The sequence below is a fragment of the Curtobacterium sp. MCBD17_040 genome (assembly GCF_003234805.2).
Taxonomy (GTDB): Bacteria; Actinomycetota; Actinomycetes; order Actinomycetales; family Microbacteriaceae; genus Curtobacterium.
The window spans coordinates 1,822,536-1,844,241 of sequence record NZ_CP126273.1; the positions used below are offsets into that span (position 1 = coordinate 1,822,536).

Consider the following 21,706-nt stretch of genomic DNA (forward strand, 5'->3'; position numbering starts at 1 on the left):
GGGCACGCGGGAAGGGAGGGTCGGTCACTCCCTACCGAGGTCGCGGTTCTTGACGCGCACGGCCACGTTCGGCATCCCGCGGATGAGACTCGCCAGCTCGGCGACGATGGCGACGGACCGGTGCTTGCCGCCCGTGCAGCCAATGGCGATCGTAGCGTGTCTCTTGTTCTCTCGCTGGTACCCGGCCAGCACCGGCTCGACCGCCGCCGCGTAGCGGTCGATGAACGGACGTGCTCCGTCCTGGCCCAGGACGTAGTCCGCGACGTCGGCGTCGAGGCCCGTGTGCTCGCGGAGTTCCGGCACCCAGTAGGGGTTCGGGAGGAAGCGGACGTCCGCCACCATGTCCGCATCGGCGGGCAGTCCGTACTTGAACCCGAAACTCATCAGGGTCACCTGCACGCCCACGAACCGGTCCTCGGCGAACTGCTCCGCGACCCGGGCGGCGAGCTGGTGGATGTTGAGGTCCGACGTGTCGATCACGACGTCCGAGGCTTCACGGAGTCCGAGCAGACGCGACCGCTCTCGACCGATGCCGTCGAGGAGCGTGTCCTCGCCCTGCAAGGGGTGGGGCCGCCGCACCTGCTCGAACCGCCGGACGAGGACGGCGTCGGTCGCCTCGAGGAAGAGCACCCGGACCCGTGCGGTGGTGCTGTCCCGGAGTCGTCGGACGGCCCCCTCGGGGTCGGTGAAGAACCTCCCACCGCGGACGTCCACGACGGTCGCGATCTTCGGCAGCGACTCCCCCGCCCGCTCGGCCAGGTCGGTCAACGGACCGAGCATCTGCGTCGGCAGGTTGTCGACGACGTACCAGCCGAGGTCCTCCAGCGCCTTCCCGACGGTGGACCGCCCCGCGCCGGACATGCCGGTCACGATGAGCACGTCGTGCGAGGGACTACTGAGGTCGGTCATTCGTGAGCGCGCTCCGTGGTCACCGTGCGGTGTGGTCGTCATCGGACTGGTCCGCCCAGGCTAGCGGCTCACCGAATGGAGCGCGGGCAGATCCGGCGCTTCGGGCGCTGACCCGGGTTCGGGCGCTTCGGGCGCTGACCCGGGTTCGGGCGCTTCGGGCGCTGACCCGGGTTCGGGCGCTGACGTCGGTGCCGACGCGTCGAGCTGTCTCCGGACGGCAGCGGCCGTCGCCGGACCGATGCCGGGGACCTCGGCGATCTCCTCCGGTGTCGCGTCGCGCAGCCGAGCCACGGACCCGAAGTGCTTGAGGAGACCGTTGACGCGCGTCGGACCGAGGCCGGGGATCTCGGCGAGCCGACTCCGGACATCGCGCTTGCGCCGTGTCCGCTGGTGGGTGATCGCGAACCGGTGCGCCTCGTCACGGATCCGCTGGATCAGGAACAACGCCTCGGAGTTCCGCGGCAGGATCACCGGGAAGTCATCGCCCGGTAACCAGATCTCCTCCAGGCGCTTGGCGATCCCGCACAGCGCGATGTCCGTGACGCCGGCGTCGGCCATCGCCCGGGCAGCGGCCTCGACCTGCGGCTGACCGCCGTCGACGATGAGCAGCTGCGGTCGGTACGCGAACCGCTTGGTGCGCGTGCCCTGCTCGACGACCTCGTCGCTGGTCGGGTCCGCCACGGTCGGGAGGTCGGCGTCCTCGTCGAGCCGCGCGAGGCGTCGTGACAGCACCTGGTACATGCTGTCCGTGTCGTCACGGGACTCGGCGATCGTGTAGCGCCGGTACTGGTCCTTCCGTGGCAGGCCGTCCTCGAAGACGACCATCGACGCGACGATGTTCGTGCCCTGCAGGTGGGAGATGTCGTAGCACTCCATCCGCAGCGGCGCCTCGGTCATCCCGAGGGCGTCCTGGATGTCGGCGAGCGCGGCGGAGCGGGTCGTGTAGTCGGCCGACCGCTTGGTCTTGTACAGCATCAGGGCCTGGGCAGCATTGACCGTCGCGGTCTTCGCCAGCCCGGCACGGTCACCACGCTGGGCTGTGCTGAGTCGTACCGCGCGGCCACCACGCTGTTCGGACAGCCAGGTCTCGAGGGCGTCGGCGTCCTCGGGCAGCGCCGGGACGACGACCTCGCGCGGCGGCTCCTCGGCTCCCGCGTACACGCTCTGCACGATCTGCTCGACGAGCTCGCCGGTGCTGATGTCGAGCTCCTTGTCGACCACCCAGCCCCGCACGCCTCGGATCCGGCCACCCCGCACCGTGAACTGCTGGACCGCGGCCGCGAGTTCGTCCTCGGCGACACCGAACAGGTCGAGGTCGACCGAGTCGCGGAGCACGACGGCGCTCTTCTCGAGCACCGCCTCGAGCGCCTCGACCTGGTCGCGGTAGCGGGCCGCTTCCTCGTAGTGCATGGCGTCGGCGGCGGCTGCCATCCGTGCACGACGTTCGCTGATGACCCGCCGGTCGTAGCTGCCCATGAAGCGGACGAACTCCTCGACGATCGCCCGGTGCTCCTCGATCGACACCCGACCGGAGCACGGACCGCCGCACTTGCCGATCTGCCCCGGGAAACAGGGCCGCCCGGTCTGCATCGCGCGCTTGTAGCTCGAGTCCGAACAGGTGCGGATCGGGAACACCTTGATCATCAGGTCGATCGTGTCGTGCACCGCCCAGATCTTCGGGTACGGCCCGAAGTACTTGGCGCCCCGGATCTTCCGGTTCCGCGTGACCATGACCCGAGGGGCTTCGTCCCCGAGGGTGATCGCCATGTACGGGTACGACTTGTCGTCCCGGAACTTGACGTTGAAGGGCGGATCGAACTCCTTGATCCACGTGTACTCGAGCTGGAGGGCCTCGATCTCGCTCCCCACCACGGTCCACTCGACGCTCGCCGCCGTGAGGACCATCCGCCGGGTCCGCTCGTGCAGGGTCGGCAGCGGTGCGAAGTAGTTGCTGAGGCGAGCACGGAGGTTCTTCGCCTTGCCGACGTACAACACGCGCCCGTCGGCGTCACGCCACCGGTACACGCCCGGGTCCGTCGGGATCTCGCTCGCTCTCGGTCGCCACGGGACGGTGTCCGCCACCTACCGGACCTCCGCCGCGACCCGACTGCGTCCGGCCACGTGGTCCGCCGACCGACGGTCGACCGCACGCTGCGCGCCCACTCGGGCGTCCTGGGCATCGAAGATCTCGCGGAGGAACACGCCCGTGTGACTCTCCGGCACGTCCGCGACGTGTTCCGGCGTCCCCGTGGCGAGCACCGTGCCACCACCCGACCCGCCCTCGGGGCCCATGTCGACGATCCAGTCCGCCGACTTGATGACGTCGAGGTTGTGCTCGATCGTGATGACCGTGTTGCCCTTGTCGACGAGCCCCTGCAGCACGAGCAGGAGCTTGCGGACGTCCTCGAAGTGGAGTCCGGTCGTCGGCTCGTCGAGCACGTACACGGTCCGCCCGTTCGAGCGACGCTGCAGTTCGGTCGCGAGCTTGACGCGCTGGGCCTCACCACCGGAGAGCGTCGTGGCACTCTGACCGAGACGCACGTACCCGAGTCCGACGTCGACGAGGGTCTTCATGTAGCGGTGGATCGCCGAGATCGGCTCGAAGAACTCGGCCGCCTCGCTGATCGGCATCTCGAGCACCTCGGAGATGTTCTTGCCCTTGTAGTGGACCTGCAGGGTCTCGCGGTTGTAGCGCGCACCGCCACAGACCTCGCACGTCACGTAGACGTCCGGCAGGAAGTTCATCTCGATCTTGATCGTGCCGTCGCCCGCGCAGTTCTCGCAGCGCCCGCCCTTGACGTTGAAGCTGAAGCGACCGGGCCCGTAGCCGCGGGTCTTGGCCTCTTGCGTCTCGGCGAACAGGTTCCGGATCCGGTCGAACACACCGGTGTACGTCGCGGGGTTCGACCGCGGGGTCCGGCCGATGGGCGCCTGGTCGACGTGCACGACCTTGTCGAGCTGGTCGAGGCCCTTCACGCGGGTGTGCTTGCCCGGGATGTGTCGAGCACCGTTGAGCTGATTGGCGAGCACCTTGTAGAGGATGTCGTTGACGAGCGTCGACTTGCCGGAACCACTGACCCCGGTGACGGCCGTGAACACCCCGAGGGGGAACTGCACCTCGACGTCCTTCAGGTTGTTCGCCCGTGCCCCCTGGACGGTGATGACGCGCTTCCGGTCGACGCGACGACGCTCTGCAGGGAGCTCGATGGCACGACGCCCCGCGAGGTAGTCCCCGGTCGTCGAACCGCGGTTGTCGAGCAGCTCCTGGTACGGCCCCGAGTGCACGATCCGACCGCCGTTCACGCCCGCACCCGGGCCGACGTCGACGATCCAGTCGGCCGTCCGGATCGTGTCCTCGTCGTGCTCCACGACGATCAGCGTGTTCCCGAGGTCGCGCAGCTTGACCAGGGTGTCGATGAGACGCCGGTTGTCCCGCTGGTGCAGGCCGATGCTCGGCTCGTCGAGCACGTACAGCACGCCGGTCAGGCCCGAGCCGATCTGCGTCGCCAAGCGGATCCGCTGGGCCTCCCCGCCGGAGAGCGACCCTGCACCACGAGACAGGGTCAGGTACGACAGCCCCACCTCGAGCAGGAACTCGAGGCGCGCGCGGATCTCTCGCAGCACGGCGGCCGCGATGTGGGCCTCCCGAGGGCTGAGGGCGAGCGACTCCATGAAGGCGTGGGAGTCCTCCAGGCTGAGGTCGCAGACGTCGGCGATGCTCCGGTCGGCGACCGTCACGGCGAGCACCTCGGGCTTGAGGCGCGTGCCGTCGCAGACGGGACACGGGACCTCGCGGAGGTACCCCTGGAACCGCTGGCGCTGCGCGTCGGTCTCGGCCTCGCCGTACTTGCGCTCGATGTAGGGCATCACGCCCTCGAAACCACTGGTGTAGCGCATCTCACGGCCGAACCGGTTGCGCCAGGACACCGACACCTCGAAGTCCTTGCCCGTCAGGATGGCTGCCTGGACGGTGGGGTCGAGCTGGTTCCACGGGGTGTCGAGCCGGAACCCGAGCTCCTTGCCGAGTCCCTGCAGGAGCTTCTCGAAGTAGCTGTAGAGGCCGCCCGTCCCCGTCCACGGCAGGACGACGCCGTCGGCGAGGCTCGCCTCGGGGTCGCCGAGCACGAGGTCCGGATCGACCGACATCCGTGTACCGAGGCCGGAGCACTCGGGGCATGCTCCGAACGGCGCGTTGAACGAGAACGTCCGGGGCTCGATCTCGGTGAGAGCGAGCGGGTGGTTGTTCGGGCACGAGAGGTTCTCGGAGTAGGTCCGAACCGCACCGGGGCCCTCGTGGTCGACGAGGTCGATCGAGACGGTGCCGCCGGTGAGCCGGAGTGCGGTCTCGAGGGAGTCGGTCAGGCGCCCGAGGACGTCGTCCGACGCGACGAGGCGGTCGACGATGACCGCGATGTCGTGCTTGACCTGCTTCTTCAACGTGGGCGGTGTGCTCAGTTGCACGCGCTCGCCGTCGACGATGGCCCGCGCGTACCCGGAGGCCGCGAGTTCCTGGAAGAGATCGACGAACTCGCCCTTCTTCTTCGACACGATGGGTGCCAGCACCTGGAACCGCGTACCGGTCTCGAGCGTCATCAACTGGTCGGCGATCTGCTGCACCGACTGCTTGCTGATCACCTCGCCACACACCGGGCAGTGCGGAATGCCGATGCGCGCCCACAGCAGCCGCATGTAGTCGTAGACCTCGGTGATCGTCCCGACCGTCGAGCGTGGGTTGCGGTTCGTCGACTTCTGGTCGATCGACACGGCGGGGCTGAGTCCCTCGATGAAATCCACGTCGGGACGATCCACCTGCCCGAGGAACTGGCGCGCGTACGCCGACAGCGACTCGACGTACCGACGCTGCCCCTCGGCGAAGATCGTGTCGAACGCGAGCGAGGACTTGCCCGAGCCGGACAGACCCGTGAACACGACGAGGGAGTCCCGCGGGATCTCGAGGTCGACGTCCCGCAGGTTGTGCACGCGCGCACCCCGGACGCTGAGCGTCGAGGTCGAGGTCCCGGAGATGCTGGCGCCGGGGACGTGCGGCTCGCCGGGCTGCCCGAAGGCCGCCAGATCGGAGGAAGGAGTACCGCGGTCGGAGGTGATGGTCATCACCTCGATTCTACGAAGCCCGTCTGACATCCGGCCCGCCCCGCGCGTCCCACGGGGTTCGCCCCTCGCGGACAGCGGCGGTCGGCCCGGCACACGTCCGGGGTCAGACCGACGTGACGGCGGGCTCGCGACCCACGACCGCCGCCGAGGCCTCCCAGAGGCGCGCCGCCGCGGTGCGATCGTGGGCATGGGGTTCCGCGGGGACGACGGTCGCCCCTCCGCGCAACTGGAACCATCCGTCCGGGCCCCAGTACGCGCCCGATCGGACGTCATCGCCCACCGCGGCGTGCACGAGCGGGACGGCCCCGGCGTCCTTGCCCTGCGCGACCAGACGGCCCCCGACGCGGAGCCACGGTGCTCCGGGACCGGACGGCACGACCCCCGGACGCGACGGCGACAGCGAGTCGAGCGCGAGACCCGGGTGCGCCACGACGCTCCGCACGGAGGAGCCGCTGTCCGCGAGACGCTGGGCGAGCTCGAACCCGAACAGCATCACGGCGAGCTTGCTCCGCGCGTACTGGAGGTAGTTCACGTAGGGATCCGCCCGGAAGGGGTCCCGCCCGTCGAGCCGGACCCAGCGGTGGCTGATGCTCCCGACGTGCACCACGCGACCCGCCGTCCGCTCGAGCAGCGGCAGCACCTGCGCCGTCAAGGCGAAGTGCCCGAGGTGGTTCGTCCCGATCTGCAGCTCGATCCCCTGGGCGGTGCGACGTTCCCGGCGCGACCCCACGACCCCCGCGTTGTTCACGAGGGTGTCGACCGGTCCGAGACCGGCGATGGCGTCGGCCGCCTCCGTGACGCTCCTGAGGTCGGCCAGGTCGACGAGGACCTGCGCGATCGATGCGTCCGGTGCCGCGCGACGGATCGCCTGCTCGGCTCGCGCAGCGCGCTCCCGGTCGCGGCACGCGAGCACGACGCGGTGCCCCGCCACGGCGAGCTGCTCGGCCGTGAAGTACCCGAGGCCCGCACTCGCCCCCGTCACGACGACGGTGCGCCGGACCGCCGGATCACCGGACATGTCCGGCGGCCTCCATCTGTCGCAGGGCCTTCTTCAGGTCCTGGACCTCGTCACGGAGCCGCGCGGCCAGCTCGAACTTCAGCTCGCCGGCCGCCTGCAGCATCTGCTCGTTGAGGTCCGCGATCGTCGACTCGAGTTGGCTCGCACCCTCGGCCGCGAGGCCTTCGCGGCGGAGGTTCGGCGTGGGCGAGCGACGGGCGTCGCCGGCCCCGCGGCGCTCCAGGAGCTCGCGGGTGTCGGCGCCCTCGCGCGCGAGGACCTCGGTGATGTCCGCGATCTTCTTGCGGAGCGGCTGCGGGTCGATCCCACGCTCGGTGTTGTAGGCGATCTGCTTCTCGCGACGCCGCTCGGTCTCGTCGAGCGCCTGCCGCATCGAGTCCGTGATCTTGTCGGCGTACATGTGGACCTCACCGCTGACGTTGCGGGCGGCACGACCGATCGTCTGGATGAGCGAGGTGGACGACCGGAGGAAGCCCTCTTTGTCGGCGTCGAGGATCGCGACGAGCGACACCTCGGGCAGGTCGAGCCCCTCGCGCAGCAGGTTGATGCCGACGAGCACGTCGTACACGCCCTGCCGCAGTTCGGTCAGCAGCTCGACACGCTTCAGCGTGTCGACGTCCGAGTGCAGGTAGCGGACACGCACGCCCGCGTTCCCGAGGAAGTCCGTGAGCTCCTCGGCCATGCGCTTGGTCAGGGTGGTCACGAGGACGCGTTCGTCCCGGTCCACACGGATGCGGATCTCCTCGAGCAGGTCGTCGATCTGCCCCTCGCTCGGCTTGATCACGATCTGCGGGTCGACGAGCCCCGTCGGCCGGATGATCTGCTCCACCACGCTGTCGGTCACACCCAGCTCGTAGCGGCCGGGCGTCGCCGACAGGTAGACCTTCTGACCGACGCGGTCGAGGAACTCCTCCCACGTCAGCGGGCGGTTGTCCATCGCGCTCGGCAGCCGGAATCCGTGCTCCACGAGCGTGCGCTTGCGTGACGCGTCGCCTTCGTACATGGCGCCGATCTGCGGCACGGTGACGTGCGACTCGTCGATGACGACGAGGAAGTCGTCCGGGAAGTAGTCGATCAGGCAGTGGGGCGCCTCGCCGGGGGCGCGGCCGTCGATGTGACGCGAGTAGTTCTCGATGCCGCTGCAGAACCCGATCTGCTCCATCATCTCGATGTCGAACGTCGTGCGCATGCGCAGCCGCTGGGCCTCGAGCAGCTTGCCCTGCTGCTCGAGTTCGGCCAGGCGCTCTGCCAGTTCCTCCTTGATGGTGCCGATCGCGCGGTGCATCACGTCGGTGGCGGCGACGTAGTGCGAGCCGGGGAACACGGTCACCGCGGGCAGCTCCTTCACGACATTGCCCGTGAGCGGGTGCAGCGCCGTCAGGGCCTCGATCTCGTCGCCGAACATCTCGATGCGGATCGCGAGTTCCTCGTACACGGGGATGATCTCGATCGTGTCGCCACGCACGCGGAACGTGCCCCGGGCGAAGTCGACGTCGTTGCGCTGGTACTGCATCGCCACGAAGCGGCGCACGAGCGTGTCCCGCGAGATCTGCTGTCCCACCTGCAGCGCGAGGGACGCGTTCATGTACTGCTCCGGCGTACCGAGGCCGTAGATGCAGGACACCGTCGAGACGACCACGGTGTCCCTGCGGCTCAGCAGGGAGTTCGTCGTCGAGTGCCGGAGCCGCTCGACCTCGGCGTTGATCGACGAGTCCTTCTCGATGAAGGTGTCGGTCTGCGGGACGTACGCCTCGGGCTGGTAGTAGTCGTAGTACGAGACGAAGTACTCGACCGCGTTGTTCGGGAGCAGACCGCGGAACTCGTTGGCGAGCTGCGCGGCGAGCGTCTTGTTGTGGGCGAGCACCAGGGTCGGCCGTTGCACCTGCTCGATGAGCCACGCGGTGGTCGCCGACTTGCCCGTCCCCGTGGCGCCGAGCAGGACCACGTCCGTCTCGCCCGCGTTGATCCGCCCCGCGAGTTCCGCGATGGCGGCCGGCTGGTCACCGCTGGGCTCGTACTCGGAGATGACCTCGAACCGACGGAGGGCTCGGGTGGGTTCGATCATCGTGGTCATGCCGTCGATGCTAAGCGCGACGACCGACAGCGGCCCGACTGGTTCGCGGCAGGCTGATCGCTCGCGCGTATCCTGGTGTGATCACGCTCCAAGATGGCTGATAGGGACCGGCAATACCGTGATCGACCGTGGGGAGGCGCTCAGGCCGCCGACTCCACCGCTCCCCCGCTCACTCCGAAGAACAGGACCCGCGATGACCACCGCAGCGAAACCGGCCGCGGCCCCCGTACCCGTCAAGGCGAGCCCCTTCCGCGGACGCCTCCGCGGACGGGTCCTGCTCCTGCTCTGCGTCATGTACGCGATCTCGTACGTCGACCGGACGAACATCTCGACCGCCCTCCCCGAGATGGCGAAGGACCTGGACCTGTCGACGACGGCGCAGGGTGCGATCGTGTCCGCGTTCGCGCTCCCCTACGCCTTCGTCCAGATGGGTGGCGGCTGGCTCGGCGAGAAGATCGGTCCGCGCCGCTCGCTCCTCGCCATCGGTGTCCTCTGGGGCGTCGCGACGATCTGGACGGGCCTCGCGGGCGGCGTCCTCAGTCTCTTCCTCGCTCGCGCACTCCTCGGCCTCACCGAGGGATCCGCGTTCCCCACCGCGACGCAGGCGATGAGCCGGTGGATCCCCCGGGACCGCAACGGGTTCGCCCAGGGGATCGTGCACTCCGCCTCACGGCTCGGCAACGCCCTCGCCCCGCTCCTCGTCGCGGCGATCATCGCCGCCGCCGGCTGGCGCGAGTCCTTCATCTACGTCGGCCTGCTCAGCGCCATCTGGGCGGGATTCTGGTGGTTCCTCTTCCGCGATCGTCCGGAGACCGCACCCGGCATCTCGCAGCGGGAGCTGGACGAACTCCCGCCCGCCCAGGTCCGCGCCACGCGTCCGCCGGTCCCGTGGCGCCAGCTCATCAAGCAGATCCTGCCGGTCTCGTTCGTCGACTTCGGCTACGGCTGGACGCTCTGGGTGTTCCTCACCTGGATCCCGTCGTTCCTCGCGGACTCCTACCACCTCCCGCTCACGACGTACGCCGGCTACACGTCGGTGATCCTCCTCGCGGGCGTCATCGGCGACACCGTCGGTGGCATCGTCTCGGACCGACTCATCCGTCGTGCCGGCGACGCGCGCAAGGCCCGTCGCACGGTCCTCCTGATCGGGCTCGTGGGTTCCGCGGTGTGCCTGCTCCCGCTGCTGTTCTCACACCACCTCTGGCTCGCGTCCGCCTCGCTCATGCTCTCGTTCTTCTTCCTCGAGCTGACGAACGCGAACCTGTGGGCGATCCCGATGGACGTCGCCCCCCAGTGGTCGGGCACCGCGAGCGGCATGATGAACACCGGCTACGGCTTCGCCGGCGTGTTCTCCCCCATCGTGTTCGGGTGGCTCGTCGGGGTGTCCGGGTGGCAGTGGCCGTTCGCCCTGTCCGTCGCACTCCTCCTCGGCGCCGCGATCGTCGCCTGGTTCATGAACCCGAGGCGCCTGACGGTCACCGACGGCGTGCTCGAGATCGGCGTCCCGGCGGCGGAACGCAGCGCCTGAGACCACGACGGACGGGCCGTCCCACCTGGGTGGGACGGCCCGTTCGCGGCTCACCGCTCGGCGTGCGACCCGCCGACGTCGTCCGTCTCGCCGACGAGCGCGTCATCCGGTTCGACGGCCTCGCTCGAGGGCTCGCGTCCCGCGTCGCGGACGGCACGAGCCGTCGTCGTGGTCGTACCGCCAGCGGACGCGAGCCGCTCCCGGCCGCGGCGCCGGGCCTCCCGGGCACCCCGGGACCCGAGCGACGGACGCCCGGTGAGCGGGATGCTGAGCGGCGTCCAGCGGAACAGTTCGGTGATCGCGACGGCGAGCACGATGACGAGCACGTACGTGACCGGCGTGAGCCACGGCTGCGCGACATGCCGCTCCAGCCAGCTGTCGCCGTAGAGCAGCAGGAAGATCACGAACGGGTGGCTCAGGAAGATGCCGAACGACCGGTCGGACCCGTAGTCGATGACGCGCGCCAGGAGGGTCGAGGGGTCGCGTCGGTCGGCCCACCCCGCGCCGAGCGCGAGGAAACCCATCCCGATCGCGGCGCTCCAGACGACCTCGATCGGCTGCAGCGGGGTGCCGGCCGCGTACAGGGACTGGCCGAGGAGCACCTGCCCCGCCCACACGGCGAGGGTGAGCACGCCGACCCCGGTGACCCCCCAGCCGATGAGTCGCCGACGCACCCGGATCCAGGTGAGGAACGCCTCCGCGTGGTCCGCGGCGACGGCACCCGAGACGATGAAGAAGACGTACATGAAGAAGAACTGCTTGCTGTACCCGTGCATCCAGTCGAACGAGTGCGGCCAGTACTTGTACGCGCCGTAGACGACCAGGTTGACCACGAGCGCGACGACCGTCAGCAGCACGTGGTGACGGCGCGTGCGTCGGACCAGCCACATGATCGCCGGGAGCAGCAGGTACACCTGCATGGTCACGAGCAGGAAGTACAGGTGGTACATCGCCGTGCCAGTCACGATCCCGTGCGCGAGGTCCGTCACCAGGAGCGGGACGTCCCCGCGCTCGGTCGCGCTGAGGAGCCACGCCGACCCGACGTACACGAGGGACCACGCCAGGTACGGCACACCGACGAGCAGGAACCGCTTCGGCCAGAACTGCGACATCGGCTTCGGTCGCAGTGTGTAGCTGTAGACGAGGACGAACGCCGTCAGCGAGAAGAACACGAGGCGGGTGAAGTGCAACAGCGCGAGCAGGGCGTAGTAGAAGTGGTTGTCCGACGCGGTCGTGTGGCTCGTCGTGTGGACGCCGATCACACACGCGAAGGTCAGGATCCGCAGGACGTCGACCTCGTACAGGTGACGCGGGCGGCCGTTCTGCCGTGTCGGTGTGGTGACGTTCGTGTCGGTGGCGGCGGGGGCGGGTTGCACCGCTCAAGGCTACGGCGTGATCCGATGAAGGTCCCGCAGGCGGTGACTACTCCACCGAGGCCATCGCCCGCACGCGCGCGCGCTGCACCTTGCCAGTCGGCGCCCGGGGCAGGTCCGGGACGACGATGATCTCGACCGGCCGGCGGAACCGGGTCAGCTGCGCCGCGCAGCGGGCGGTCAGGTCGGCGACGAGCGACGCGGCCGCCGTGTCCTCGCTCGGTTGCGGGATGACGTAGGCGACCGGAACGTGCCCGAGGATCGGGTCGGGGCGCCCGACGACCACGGCCTCGAGCACGCGCGCGTCGCCGAGCAGGACGTCCTCGACCTCGGACGGGTAGACCTTCTCGCCTCCGCGGTTGATGACGTCGTCCGATCGACCGGCGAGCGACACCCACCCGTCTGCGGAGATCGAGCCGAGGTCGCCGGTGGACAACCAGCCCTCGGCGTCGAACCGCTCGGAGGCCCGGCCGAACAGGTACCGGCTCACGACCCCGGGTCCGCGGATCCACAGCGCACCGACCTCGCCGGCCGGGAGGAGCGCGCCGTCCTCTCCACGGACCTGGACCTCGGAGCCGACGGGGACGCCGACGGAACCGGGTCGGGGCGCTGAACCGAGGGGGGTCGCGGTGATCTGGCTGGCACCCTCGGTCATCCCCCAGCTGACGACGAGCGGCGTCGCACCGAGGGCCGCTCGGACCGGGTCGGGAAGTGGGGCGGAGGCGCTCCGGACGAACCGGAGACCCGCGGGGAGGTCGAGCGGCCCCGTCTTCGCGAGGACGGCGAGGACCGCCGGCACGGCGTTGAGCCAGGTGATGCGACGCTCGGCCAGGAGCTCCCAGAAGCCGGTGCGCCGGAACCGCTTGTCGAGCACGAGCGTCGAACCGGCCACCATGGTGGCGAGCAGCCCGACGACCTCGGCGTTGACGTGGAACAGCGGGAGCGAGTTGAAGCCCCGGTCCTCCCGGGTGAGCTCGTTGTGGTCGGCGACCGCTCGTGCCACGAACACGAGCTGGGGTTCGGGCAGTTCGACGCCCTTCGGCGTGCCCGTCGAACCGGACGTGAACAGCACGACGGACCCGGTGTCGAGCGCGTCGGGAGCGCTCGATGGGACAGTGCCGGCCACGACGTCGGTCGGGTGACCGGTGGCGGGGTCGATGTGCGCTGCCGCGGTCCCGGCGATCGTGGCGTCGTCTGCACGGTCGGAGACGACGAGGGAGGCGCCATGGAGCAGGTCCGCGAGGCGCAGGGGCTCGGAGGTCGGCTGCCCGGTGTCCACCGGGACCGCACGACGGCCGGAGGACAGCGCTGCGAGGTGCACGACCGCGAACGACAGCGGATCCCCGATATCCACGAGGACCGCGCCGGAGGGGGCGATCCCGAGGTCGTCGAACACCGAGGTCCAGGCCTGGACCGCTTCGGCGAAGGCCCGGTACGTCAGCACCCGGTCGGACCGGGCGTCCTCCAGGTAGTGGTGGTCCGGGTCGTCGGTTCCCCGACGTCGGATCAGGGCGGCGAGGGTGTCCACTGACCTGCCCCCGGAGCCTTCCGGGTGCCGGTCTCCGCTGACGTCGTCCACTCCACGTTGCACTCGCCCATGGTATTGCGGCTCCCTATGAACGTGCAGAGGCGCTGGACCCTCACCCCTGCGACGGCGTCGGAGCCGCGGAGCGCGTGGGGTTCGGCTCGTGGGTCTGCGGGAGCGGGACCCGCGTCAGCATCCAGTGCCACAGCGGGAGCATGCGCGGGGTCCCGTTCGCCTGGAGCGGGGTGGCGTCGTCGATGATGAGCGAGTGCGCCTGGTCGGGGTCACCGACGTCCAACCGGGTGAGGATCGCGTGCGGGTCGCCGGATGGAGGCCGCGTCGTCGTGACCGACGGGCCGTGCGGACCGTCGAGACCGAGCACGCGCCACGAGCCGCGGATGCGCGGCCCGAACACGTCACGCACGTCGTCGATCGCGTACTCGCGGGTGATCGGTGTGACACCCGGGCGGTCCATCCACGCCGCGTGCGCCGCCCCGTCGGACTCGACGGGCGACGAGAACATGAGCGCACCGAGCACCGGTCGGATGTGCGCGATGAAGGCCGCCTCGCCGCCGCCCTGGGAGTGGCCGGCCACCACGATGTGGTCCCAGGCGATGTGACCCGAACCGTCCACGAAGCGGTTCCATCCGCCCGCGGGGTCCGCGCTCGACAGGTGCGCCACGGCGTCCCGGAGGCGAGCGGTGATCGACCCGGCAGGTCCGACGTCGCTGAACTGGGAGGCATCGGTGCCGTCGAACCGGTTCCGCTGGACCTGCGTGTAGCAGCGGGGGTTGTTCTCGCACGTCCCGGACAGCGTCGTCCCGAGGTTCCAGTAGTCGAGGCCGAGCACGTTGTACCCGGCCTGGGACGCGACCGACAGGAACGTCCGGTAGTCCGCGGGGCGCGCCCGCGTGGCGGGCAGGAACAGCAGCAGGGGGCCGTCGCCGACCGATCGGGACGCGAAGTCCGTCGCGTTCGGCGTGAGGCGCTGCCCGTCGACGGCACCGATCCGGAACCGACGGAAGTCTTGCGTCTCCGCGGGCGGGCCGACGTGGCCGAGCGACCCCGACGGGCCCCGGGGAGCCTCGGCGGTGGCCTGCTGGTGCTCGGAGGCCGTGTCGACCACGACCACGACCGCGACCACGACGGTGACGGCGAGTACGACCACGAGCAGGGCATGGAGGGCGTGACGCGCGGCCGAGGACACGTGCGGGGACGTTACCGGACGTCGCCGCGCGCAGGCTGCTTGCTCCCTGACGGGTCAGAAGAACTACTCAGGTTGAGACGCGACGATGCGGTCCCACACCTCGTCCGCAGAGCGGATCGTGTCGGCTGGCGAACCGGTCGCGTCGACGACCAGGTCCGCGAGCGCGAGCCGCTCCTCGTCGCTCGCCTGTGCCGCGACCCGACGTTCCGCGTCCCCGCGCTCCATGCCACGGTGGCGCACCAGGCGCTCGATCCGGTCCGGAGCGGGCGCGTGCACGACGACCACGGTGTCGAAGCGGAGCGGCCGTCCCTCCTGGGCCTCGGCCAGCAGCGGCACGTCGTAGACCACCACGGCGTCGGGATCGGCCCGCTCGGCCTCGGCGAAGCGCTCCTTCGCGATGCGCCACACCTCGGGGTGGGTGATCGCGTTGAGGGCGGCGCGCGCCTCCGCGTCGCGGAAGACGACCGCGCCGAGGGCTGGGCGATCGAGGGACCCGTCCGGCGCGATCACCGACGGACCGAACCGCTCACGGATCGCCGCGAGCCCCGGGCTCCCGGGCGCGACCGCCTCGCGCGCCAGGAGGTCGGCGTCGACGACCACCGCACCGCGCTCCGCCCAGCGCGCGGACACCGTCGACTTGCCCGCCGCGATGCCGCCCGTCAGTCCGATGATCCGCACGTCCACCACCTTAACGGGCGAGAGCCCGGCACCCTCGTGGGTACCGGGCTCTCGGGACGCGTCGGGCGGTCAGCTGTTCGAGCTGAGCCGCTCGCGCAGCGCCGCGAGCGAGGCGTCGTCGGCCAGGGTGCCCTGACCAGCCGTCTCGCTCGAGAACGACGACCCAGCGGACGCGGCGGGCGCGTCGAAGGGCGTGGACTCCTCGGCGATCGACGCGGCGACCTGCTTCTTGTGCGCTTCCCAGCGAGCCTGGGCAGCCGCGTACTCCTTCTCCCACGCGTCGCGCTGGGTCTCGAAGCCCTCGCGCCACTCGTTGGTCTCCGGGTCGAAGCCCTCGGGGTACTTGTAGTTGCCCTGCTCGTCGTACTCGGTCGGCATGCCGTAGAGCGCCGGGTCGAACTCGTCGCCCTCGGGGTCGACGCCCTCGTTCGCCTGCTTGAGGCTGAGCGAGATACGGCGACGGTCGAGGTCGATGTCGATGATCTTGACGAAGACCTCGTCACCGACGGACACGACCTGCTCCGCGAGCTCGACGTGCTTGTTCGACAGCTCCGAGATGTGCACGAGGCCCTCGATGCCGTCGGCCACACGGACGAACGCACCGAACGGCACGAGCTTCGTGACCTTGCCCGGCGCGACCTGACCGATCGCGTGGGTGCGGGCGAAGACCTGCCACGGGTCCTCCTGCGTCGCCTTGAGCGAGAGCGACACGCGCTCGCGGTCGAGGTCGACCTCGAGGATCTCGACGGTGACCTCCTGGCCCACCTCGACGACCTCGCTGGCGTGCTCGATGTGCTTCCAGGAGAGCTCGGACACGTGGACGAGACCGTCGACGCCGCCGAGGTCGACGAACGCACCGAAGTTGACGATCGACGAGACGATGCCCTTGCGGACCTGGCCCTTGTGGAGGTTGTTGAGGAACGTCGTGCGCGACTCGGACTGCGTCTGCTCGAGGAGGGCGCGGCGCGACAGGACCACGTTGTTGCGGTTCTTGTCGAGTTCGAGGATCTTCGCTTCGATCTCCTGGCCGAGGTACGGCGTGAGGTCACGGACGCGACGGAGCTCGATGAGCGAGGCCGGGAGGAAGCCACGGAGGCCGATGTCGACGATGAGACCGCCCTTGACGACCTCGATGACCGTGCCGGTCACCACGCCGTCGGACTCCTTGATCTTCTCGACGTCGCCCCACGCACGCTCGTACTGCGCGCGCTTCTTCGACAGGATGAGACGGCCTTCCTTGTCCTCCTTCTGGAGGACGAGGGCCTCGACGTCGTCGCCGACCTCGACGACCTCGTTGGGGTCGACGTCGTGCTTGATCGAGAGCTCGCGGGAGGGGATCACACCCTCCGTCTTGTAACCGACGTCGAGGAGGACCTCGTCGCGGTCGATCTTCACGACGGTCCCGGAGATCAGGTCGCCGTCGTTGAAGAACTTCAGGGTCTTCTCGACCTCGGCCAGGAAGTCATCAGCCGAACCGATGTCGTTGATGGCGACCTGCTTAGGAGCCTTGGTCGTGGTGGTTGTCATGTAGAGATTGCTCCGAACGGGCATTGATCGGGCCATGACGATCGGGGTCCCCCTGGCGAGCACGGGAGGTCCGTGCACGCTTCGGCATGGCGAAGTGGATGCTTGACGCGGATTGCGCCGCACCAGTCTAGCCGGGCCTCCCCCACGGTCACAACCGCGAGCGGGACCCGCGACGGCTCCGCCCCGGGACCCCCGACAGGGGGTGTAACCGCCCCGGGGCGGGGGTCATTCCCGCTCGGGGAGCAGCGCCGACCGGAGCGTGTCGAGTCCGACCCCGCCGAGGGCCAGGGCGTCGCGGTGGAAGGCCCGCAGGTCGAAGTCGGCACCGGCACGCGCCGCGGCCTCGTCGCGGATGGACTCCCACACACGCTGACCCACCTTGTACGACGGGGCCTGTCCCGGCCAGCCGAAGTAGCGGTCGACCTCGAACCGGACGAACGCGTCGTCCATGTTCACGTTCTGTCGCATGAAGTCGAGCGCGTACTCGTGCGTCCAACCACCGCCGTCGGGGTTCGTCTTCTGCAGGTGCACCCCGATGTCGAGGACGACGCGGGCCGCCCGCATCCGCTGGCCGTCGAGCATGCCGAGGCGGTCGCCGTCGTCGTCGAGGTGGCCGAGCTGCTCCATGAGCCGTTCCGCGTAGAGCGCCCAACCCTCGACGTGTCCCGAGGGGCCGGCGAGCTGACGCCGCCACGTGTTGAGCTCGCCGCGGTTGTAGACCGCCTGGCTGATCTGCAGGTGGTGGCCCGGGACGCCTTCGTGGAACACCGTCGTCTTCTCGCGCCAGGTCGCGAACTCGGTCACGCCATCGGGCACGGACCACCACATGCGGCCCGGCCGGCTGAAGTCGTCGCTCGGGCCCGAGTAGTAGATCCCGCCGTCGTGGGTGGGGGCGATCCGGCACTCGAGGCGACGGATGGGGTCCGGGATGTCGAAGTACGTCCCCGCCAGGGCCTCGACCGAGGCGTCCGAGGTCTCCTGCATCCAGGCGCGGAGTGCGTCGGTGCCGTGGAGCTTCCGGGCCGGGTCCTCGTCGAGCACCGCGATCGCCCGGGCGACGCTGGCCCCGGACTCGATGCGGTCGGCGATGCGCTCCTGCTCGGACCGCATCCGCGCGAGCTCCTCGAGCCCCCACGCGTAGGTCTCGTCCAGGTCGACGACCGCGCCGAGGAACCGACGGGAGTGCAGCTCGTAGTCCTCGCGTCCGACCGCGTCCACCGGGGTGGCGAGTGGCATCAGCTCGTGCTCGAGGAACCGACCGAGCGATCGGTACGCGGCAGCCGCGACGGCGGCGCCACGGCTGAGATCGGCACGGACCGACTCCGGCAGCGCACCACCGTCGTCGAGGGCGGCGCCGGCGGCCAGCTCGTCGAAGAACCCGCCGTCGCGGGCGTTCCGGAGGGCCTGCTGCGCCACGGCGGCGACCTGTCGCTTCGCGGGGGTCACGCCCTCGCGCGTCCCCTGCAGCAGGGTCTCGCGGTACCCCTCGAGCGCGTCGGGGAGCGCGGACAGCCGGTTCGCGATGTCCGACCAGTCGTTCGCCGTCGCCGTCGGCATGAGGTCGAGGACGTCCCGCAGGTGCTGAGCCGGGCTCGCGATGACGTTGAGGTCCCGGAGGTGGAGTCGCCGGTCGTACGACTCGACGACCAGGTCGAGTTCCGCGCCGAGGTCCGTCTTCGTCACGCGGTCGATCGCGTCGACGGGCTCCGCGGCGTCGAGGCTCCGGCGGGCCGCGCGTGCGGCGTCCGCGAGGGCGTCCGCTCCCGCGGGCGACGTGTCACCGTACTCACCCTGCCGACCGCCCACACCGATGTAGGTCCCGATCGTCGGGTCGAGGTCGACGAGTGTCGTCACCCAGTCCTCCGCGACACGGTCGAGGGCGGACGGCTTGCGGACAGGACGCTCGGAGCTCATGGTGCGACCATACCGACTCCGCGATCCGGGAGGCCCGGAGCGACCCCGGCGGATCGTCCGACCGGGCGATGGCGCCTGGTCGCTCAGTGCGCCGCTGCCTCCCAGTTCGGCCCCGTGCCGACCTGGACGTCGAGGGGCACGCTCAGGTCCGCGGCACCGCCCATGCGCCGACGCACGATCTCCTCGACCGCGTCCTGTTCGCCCGGAGCGACCTCGAGGATGAGTTCGTCGTGCACCTGCAGCAACAGGTGCGAGTCGTGGCCACCCGCGTCGAGGTCCGCCGCGACGCCGAGCATCGCGATCTTCATGATGTCCGCGGCCGAACCCTGGATCGGCGCATTGAGCGCGGCCCGCTCGGCGTTCTCCCGGAGCACACGGTTCGGGCTCTTGAGGTCGCCGAACGGACGCCGGCGACCGAAGATGGTCTCGGTGTAGCCGTCCTCGCGCGCCTGTTCCACGACGTTGCGGAGGTAGTCGCGCACCGCTCCGAAGCGCGCGAAGTACTCGGCCATGAGGCCGCGTGCCTCTTTCTGGTCGATCCGGAGCTGCTTCGACAGGCCGAACGCGCTCAGTCCGTAGGCGAGTCCGTACGACATCGCCTTGACCTTCGTGCGCATCTCCGGGGAGACGTCGGCGGGCTCGACCCCGAACACGCGGGCACCGACGAACCGGTGCAGGTCCTCGCCCTCCTTGAACGCCTGGATGAGTCCCGGGTCCCCCGACAGGTGCGCCATGATGCGCATCTCGATCTGGGAGTAGTCGGCGGTGAGCAGGGTCGTGTACGGAGCGGCCACCGTGAACGCGGACCGGATCCGACGGCCGACCGCGGTCTTGACGGGGATGTTCTGGAGGTTCGGGTCGGTCGACGAGATGCGTCCGGTGCTCGTCCCGGTCTGTTCGTAGGTCGTGTGCACGCGACCGTCGACCACGGCGGCGTCGAGGGTGTCGACGATCTGCCGCAGCTTGGTCGCGTCGCGGTGCTGCAGCAGCAGGCCGAGGAACGGGTGCGGGTGCTGCTCCTGGAGGTCCGCGAGCGACGCGGCGTCGGTCGAGAAGCCCGTCTTGGTCTTGCGGGTCTTCGGCATCGCGAGCTCGGTGAACAGGACCTCTTGGAGCTGCTTCGGCGACCCGAGGTTGACCTCGTGCCCGATCTCCGCGAACGCCTGCTGTGCGAGCTCCGAGGCGCGCTCCCCGAGTTCGCCGGACAGGTCGGCGAGGACCGCGTGGTCCATCGCGACGCCCCGGGACTCCATGTCGGCGAGGACGGACACGAGCGGGAGCTCGATGTCGTCGAGCACGCGCAACGACCCGGGGTCGATCCGGGCGCGGAGCGCGGTCTCGACCCGGAGGGTGTACCAGGCTCGTGTCGCCGCGCTCGCCGGCTCCGACTCGGGGACGAGCTGGTTCGGGTCGGCCGTGGGCATGGTCTCGCGGAGCTCGCCGTAGACGAGGTCCTCGAGCGACTGCCCCTGCCGGGCCGGGTTCGCGAGCCACCCCGTCACGCGGGGGTCGCCCGCGAGGCCGCCGAGCGTGAACCCCGCCGTCGCGAGCGCCTGGACCGCCGCCTTCGCGTCGTGCAGGTGCTTCGGCGCGTCCCCGGCGAGCCAGGTCTGCAACTGCTCGTAGTCACGCGCTCCACTGCCCCCGGGCACGAGCACGGCGTCGTCGTGCGTCGCGATGCCGATCGCGCTGAGACGCCCGTCGACGGTCTCGACCGACACCCCGAAGCCGTTGTCCGCGTCGTGCTCGGTCTTGGTGCGGAGCCAGTGTCCCAGCTCCTCGTCGATCAGGGTCCGCGCGGCCGGCGGCGTCGGAGCACCGTCGTCCACCCCGCCCTCGGTCGCGGTGTCGCCGCCGTCACCGGTCCCGGCGACCTTGAACACGCGGTCGAGGAGCGTGCGGAACTGCAGGCGGTCGAACAGCTCACGCACCGCGGCCTCGTCGACCGGACGGATGACGACGTCGGCCGGCCCCACCGGCAGCTCGACGTCGCGCACGAGACGGTTCAGGCGGCGGTTCCGCACCGCGCGGTCCTTCTGTTCGCGGAGGTTGGCGCCCACGACGCCCTTGATCTCGTCGGCGTGCTCGAGGACACCGTCGAGCGAGCCGTACTGGGTGATCCACTTGACGGCGGTCTTCTCGCCCACCTTGTCGATCCCGACGAGGTTGTCGCTGGTCTCACCCACGAGCGCCGCGATGTCCGGGTACTGGTGCGGTTCGATGCCGTACCGCTCGTACACCTTGTCGCGGTCGTAGCGGGTCAGTTCGGACACGCCCCGCACCGACGGGTAGAGCAGCGTCACGTCGTCGTCGACGAGCTGGATGGCGTCGCGGTCACCCGAGACGACGTACACGCGGTACCCCTGCTGCGCGCCCTGCAGCGACAGCGTGGCGAGGATGTCGTCGGCCTCGTAGTCCTCTTTCGTGACCGTGGTGATGCCCATGGCGTGCAGGGCCTCTTGCAGGAGCGGGATCTGCCCCTTGAACTCCTCGGGGGTCTCGGAGCGGGTGCCCTTGTAGTCCTCGTACTCACGGGTGCGGAACGAGAACCGCGAGATGTCGAACGCCACGGCGATGTGGGTCGGTCGTTCGCGCTGCAAGAGCATGAGCAGCATCGAGATGAAGCCGTGGATCGCGTTCGTGTGCTGGCCTTCGCGGTTCACGAAGCTGTCGACCGGCAACGCGTAGAACGCCCGGAACGCCAGCGAGTGTCCGTCGATGACCAGGAGGGTAGGCTTTTCCGCGTCCGACACCCGGACAGCCTATCCACGGCCGGTGACAACCCCGGAGGCCACGAGTGACCGACAGCCCGACCATCACCGGCTCCCCCGAGGGCGTCGA

The 21,706-nt window shown here is 70.0% G+C and carries 13 protein-coding genes; 1 reads left to right on the forward strand and 12 read right to left on the reverse strand.

All coding sequences use genetic code 11. The features are described from left to right. Positions 1-24: 24 nt before the first annotated feature. The 5 genes from rapZ to uvrB form a co-directional block, all read right to left on the reverse strand. A complete protein-coding gene (rapZ, locus tag DEI94_RS08645; RefSeq protein ID WP_111009122.1) occupies positions 25-909 on the reverse strand; it encodes an RNase adapter RapZ in 885 nt (294 codons plus the stop codon). Between the two features lie 60 nt (positions 910-969). Next, a complete protein-coding gene (uvrC, locus tag DEI94_RS08650) occupies positions 970-2,991 on the reverse strand; it encodes an excinuclease ABC subunit UvrC (protein ID WP_111013275.1) in 2,022 nt (673 codons plus the stop codon). Then, positions 2,992-6,021 carry an excinuclease ABC subunit UvrA gene (gene uvrA / locus DEI94_RS08655; RefSeq protein WP_258377924.1) on the reverse strand — a complete coding sequence of 1,010 codons (3,030 nt, stop codon included), beginning with the start codon at positions 6,019-6,021 and terminating at the stop codon, positions 2,992-2,994. It lies immediately after the preceding gene. A gap of 103 nt (positions 6,022-6,124) precedes the next feature. Further along, the gene (locus tag DEI94_RS08660; RefSeq protein WP_111025629.1) at positions 6,125-7,039 is read right to left on the reverse strand and encodes an SDR family NAD(P)-dependent oxidoreductase; all 915 of its coding nucleotides are present in this window, start codon (positions 7,037-7,039) and stop codon (positions 6,125-6,127) included. Further along, positions 7,029-9,113, reverse strand: a complete 2,085-nt coding sequence (gene uvrB, locus DEI94_RS08665) for an excinuclease ABC subunit UvrB (protein ID WP_181434794.1) — start codon at positions 9,111-9,113, stop codon at positions 7,029-7,031. The genes DEI94_RS08660 and uvrB overlap by 11 nt, the downstream gene beginning before the upstream one ends. A gap of 193 nt (positions 9,114-9,306) precedes the next feature. Here uvrB and DEI94_RS08670 point away from each other — a divergent pair, with 193 nt between their 5' ends. Next, positions 9,307-10,641: an MFS transporter gene (locus tag DEI94_RS08670; RefSeq protein WP_111009125.1), complete on the forward strand. Its 1,335-nt coding sequence runs from the start codon at positions 9,307-9,309 to the stop codon at positions 10,639-10,641. A 50-nt stretch (positions 10,642-10,691) separates the two neighbouring features. Here DEI94_RS08670 and DEI94_RS08675 read toward each other — a convergent pair whose 3' ends face one another. The 7 genes from DEI94_RS08675 to polA all read right to left on the reverse strand — a co-directional run bounded on the left by DEI94_RS08675 (position 10,692) and on the right by polA (position 21,618). Further along, positions 10,692-12,017 (reverse strand): acyltransferase, encoded by a 1,326-nt coding sequence (locus DEI94_RS08675; protein WP_111025630.1) that lies wholly within the window; start codon positions 12,015-12,017, stop codon positions 10,692-10,694. 46 nt (positions 12,018-12,063) lie between these two features. Then, complete coding sequence (locus tag DEI94_RS08680; protein WP_111025631.1) at positions 12,064-13,605, reverse strand: class I adenylate-forming enzyme family protein; 1,542 nt, start codon at positions 13,603-13,605, stop codon at positions 12,064-12,066. A gap of 49 nt (positions 13,606-13,654) precedes the next feature. After that, a complete protein-coding gene (locus DEI94_RS08685; RefSeq protein ID WP_111009128.1) occupies positions 13,655-14,746 on the reverse strand; it encodes a BPSS1187 family protein in 1,092 nt (363 codons plus the stop codon). A 63-nt stretch (positions 14,747-14,809) separates the two neighbouring features. After that, positions 14,810-15,424: a dephospho-CoA kinase gene (gene coaE / locus DEI94_RS08690; RefSeq protein WP_111009351.1), complete on the reverse strand. Its 615-nt coding sequence runs from the start codon at positions 15,422-15,424 to the stop codon at positions 14,810-14,812. Between the two features lie 69 nt (positions 15,425-15,493). Beyond that, the gene (gene rpsA, locus DEI94_RS08695) at positions 15,494-16,951 is read right to left on the reverse strand and encodes a 30S ribosomal protein S1 (RefSeq protein WP_111009129.1); all 1,458 of its coding nucleotides are present in this window, start codon (positions 16,949-16,951) and stop codon (positions 15,494-15,496) included. A gap of 225 nt (positions 16,952-17,176) precedes the next feature. Further along, the gene (locus tag DEI94_RS08700; RefSeq protein WP_111025632.1) at positions 17,177-18,865 is read right to left on the reverse strand and encodes a DUF885 domain-containing protein; all 1,689 of its coding nucleotides are present in this window, start codon (positions 18,863-18,865) and stop codon (positions 17,177-17,179) included. Positions 18,866-18,948: 83 nt separating this feature from the next. Continuing rightward, a complete protein-coding gene (gene polA, locus DEI94_RS08705) occupies positions 18,949-21,618 on the reverse strand; it encodes a DNA polymerase I (RefSeq protein ID WP_111025633.1) in 2,670 nt (889 codons plus the stop codon). Positions 21,619-21,706 lie beyond the last annotated feature (88 nt).